The organism is Actinocorallia lasiicapitis, from assembly GCF_054778695.1.
The window spans coordinates 1-3,413 of sequence record NZ_BAAGZI010000516.1 but is presented as its reverse complement, the minus strand read 5'-3'; the positions used below and the strand labels follow the sequence as shown (position 1 = coordinate 3,413).

The window sequence follows — 3,413 nt, the reverse complement described above, 5'->3', positions numbered from 1 at the left end:
CGGGCCCGCTCCGCGCGCTGCTGGGCGTCCGGGTCGAGGAGCCGTGGCCGATCCCCGACGGCCGGACGCAGCCGCTCGACGACGGCACCGCCGCCACTCTCTGGTCGGAATGGATCACCCCGGACGCCGCCGAGACCCTGGCCCGCTACTCCGGCGGCCCCCTCGACGGCCGCGCCGCGATCACCCGCCACGGCCGCGCCACCTATCTGAGCTGCCTCCCCGACGATCTGTCCCCGACCCTCGACCCGGTCCTGACCAGGGCGGGCCTGAACACCGGCCTCCTTCCCGAAGGGGTCGAGACCTGCCGCCGCGGCGGCCATCTGTTCCTGCTCAACCACGGCGACGAGCCCCGGCTCGTCGCCACCCCGCACGGCCCCGTGGCCCTCCCGGCCAGGGACGCCGTCGTGATCCCGCGAGGAGAATCGTGACCCACCCGTACATCCCGAACGCGGATCCGCGGATCCGCGCCGCGATGCTCGCGGAGATCGGCGCCGCCGACGTCGCCGAGTTCTACGCCGACATCCCGGCCGACCTGCGGCTGGACCGGCCGCTCGAGCTGCCCGCCCCGTTCGTGGACGAGCCGTCGCTGGCCCGCCATCTGCGCGGCCTGCTCGACGCCAACACCGACACGGTCCAGGCGCTGAGCTTCCTCGGCCACGGCTGCTACCCGCACCATGTGCCGGCGGTCTGCGACGAGGTCAACGGCCGCAGCGAGTTCCTGACGGCCTACGCGGGCGAACCGTATGAGGACCACGGCCGCTTCCAGGCCCTCTTCGAGTACACGTCCATGATGGGCGAGCTGCTGGAGATGGACGTGGTGAACGTCCCGGTCTATGACGGTTTCCAGGCCACCGGCACCGCCCTGCGGATGGCCGCCCGCTACACCGGCCGCAGCAGGATCCTGCTGGGCAGCGCGGTCGCCGGCGACAAGCTCAGCAAGCTCCGCGACTATCTCGCCCCCGAGATCGTGCTGGTCGAGGACGGCCCGCTCGACGAGACCTTCGCGGCCCTCTACCTGGAGACCCCCGACGTCCACGGCGTCGTGGAGACCCGCGGCCGGGAGCTCGCCGACCGGGCGCACGCCGCAGGAGCGCTCCTGGTGGTCTCCACCGATCCGATCAGCCTCGGCGTGCTGGCGCCGCCCGCCTCCTACGGCGCGGACCTCGTCTGCGGCGACATCCAGTCGCTCGGGATGCACCAGCAGTACGGCGGCGGCCAGGCCGGATACATCGCCACCCACGACGAGCCGCGGCTGGTCGCGGAGTTCCCGTCGCGGCTGTTCGGCATCGCCCCGACGCGCGTGCCCGGCGAGTACGGCTTCGGCGACGTGTTCTACGACCGCACCTCCTTCGCCGTCCGGGAAGAGGGCAAGGAGTGGGTCGGGACGGCCGCCGCCCTCTGGGGCATCACCGCGGGCGTCTACCTCGCGCTGATGGGCCCGGACGGGATGCGCGAGCTCGGCGAGACGATCCTCGCCCGCACCCGCTACGCCATGACCGCCCTGCGGGACGCCGGCGCGACGGTCCTGGAGCCCGACGCGATCCACTTCCGTGAGTTCGCCGTCGAGGTCCCCGACGCCCACGCCCTCCTCGCCGCCCTGCGCGCCCGGAACATCTTCGGCGGCGTCGCCCTGACCGACCGCGTGATCGTGGTGTGCGTGACCGAACGCCACGATCCCGCCGACATCGACCTGCTGGCCCAGGCCGTCAAGGAGGCCCTGTCATGAGTGCGCACGCCGAGCCGTTCGCCGAGCTCCCGATCGCCCCGAAGCCGCCGTTGCGCCGCTTCCACCAGGCCCGCTGGGACGAGCCGGTCATCTTCGAGCTGTCGGTGCCCGGCCACCGCGGGATCGCGGTCCCGCCGCCGAAGGCGCCGCGCGTTGAGCTCCCCGAGGGCGTGGGTCGGGCGACGCCGCCCGCACTGCCCGAGCTCGCGCAGCTCCATGTGCTCCGCCACTATCTGCGGCTCTCCCAGGAGAACCTGGGCGTCGACCTCAATGTGGACGTCGGCCAGGGCACCTGCACGATGAAGTACAGCCCGAAGATCAACGACACCTTCGTCCGCGATCCGAAGATCGCCGAGCTGCATCCGCTCCAGCCGGAGGAGTCCGTGCAAGGCGTCCTGGAGATCTACTGGCGGCTGGAGCAGATCCTCAAGGAGATCTCCGGGATGGCGCGGGTCTCGCTCCAGCCCGGCGCGGGCTCCGCCGCGATCTACGCCAACATCGCGATGATCCGCGCGTTCCACGCCGCCAACGGCGAGGCCGGGCAGCGCGACCAGGTCATCACCACGATGTTCTCCCACCCGTCCAACGCGGCCTGCGCCAAGGTCGCCGGCTACGAGATCATCACGCTGATGCCGGACGCCGACGGCTATCCCGACCTGGAGGCCCTGCGCGCAGCCGTCGGCCCCCGCACCGCCGCCCTGCTGATCACCAACCCGGAGGACACCGGGATCTTCAACCCGCGGATCCGCGAGTTCGTCGAGCTGATCCACGGGGTGGGCGGGCTGGCCTGCTACGACCAGGCCAACGCCAACGGCATCCTCGGCATCACCAGGGCCCGCGACGCCGGTTTCGACCTCTGCCACTTCAACCTGCACAAGACCTTCTCCACCCCGCACGCCTGCGGCGGTCCCGCGGCGGGCGCGTGCGGGGTCTCCGAACGCCTCGTCCCGTTCCTGCCGGGCCCCGTCGTCGACCGCGCCGACGGCCGCTACACCCTCACCGTCCCCGACCGGACGGTCGGCAAGATCCGCCCGTTCCTCGGGGTGACCCCGAACGTGGTGCGGGCCTACGCGTGGGTGATGGCCCTGGGCGGTGACGGTCTGCGCCAGGTCGCCGAGACGGCCGTCCTCAACAACAACTACCTGATGCACAAGGTGCTCCAGATCCCCGGCGCCTCGGTGCCGTGGCCGGACAAGCGCCGGGTCGAGCAGGTCCGCTACTCCTGGCGGGAGCTGGCGGAGGAGACCGGGGTGCACTCCGAGGAGATCGGGGTGCGCGCATCGGACTTCGGTGTGCACTACTGGACCAGCCACCACCCCTACGTGGTGCCGGAGCCGTTCACACTGGAGCCCACCGAGTCCTACTCCCGCGAGGACCTCGACGAGTACGCCGCGATCCTCGCCCACGTCGCCCAGGAGGCGCGCGACGATCCCGACCTCGTCCGGAACGCCCCCTACAACCAGACCATCCACAAGATCGACCCGACCCCGCTGGACGACCCCGCCCAGTGGGCGCCCACCTGGCGCGCCTACGTGAAGAAACACCTGAAGTGAGAGTCGGGCTGATCGTGAACCCCGTCGCGGGGCTCGGCGGAACCGCCGGGCTCAAGGGCAGCGACGGTCCCGCCGTCCAGGCCGAGGCCCTGGCCCGCGGCGCGGTGCCGAGGGCGGGGGAGCGGGCGACGGCC

The 3,413-nt window shown here is 72.0% G+C and carries 3 protein-coding genes; all 3 read left to right on the top strand.

Annotation, left to right across the window (positions count from 1 at the left end; genetic code table 11):
• Positions 1–428, top strand: a 428-nt coding sequence (locus ACYVE7_RS31330; RefSeq protein WP_460369843.1) for a beta-galactosidase trimerization domain-containing protein, incomplete at its 5' end; no start/stop codon positions are given.
• Positions 425–1,726, top strand: coding sequence for an aminomethyl-transferring glycine dehydrogenase subunit GcvPA (gcvPA, locus tag ACYVE7_RS31325; RefSeq protein ID WP_460369841.1), 1,302 nt, complete (start codon positions 425–427; stop codon positions 1,724–1,726). The genes ACYVE7_RS31330 and gcvPA, both read left to right, overlap by 4 nt.
• Positions 1,723–3,279: an aminomethyl-transferring glycine dehydrogenase subunit GcvPB gene (gene gcvPB, locus ACYVE7_RS31320; protein ID WP_460369839.1), complete on the top strand. Its 1,557-nt coding sequence runs from the start codon at positions 1,723–1,725 to the stop codon at positions 3,277–3,279. Before gcvPA ends, gcvPB begins: the two co-directional genes overlap by 4 nt.
• The last annotated feature ends 134 nt before the right edge of the window (positions 3,280–3,413 follow it).

Coding starts and splice junctions, on each gene's coding strand:
- gcvPB (WP_460369839.1), top strand. CDS start 1,723: ATGAGTGCGCACGCCGAGCCGTTCGCCGAGCTCCCGATCGCCCCGAAG.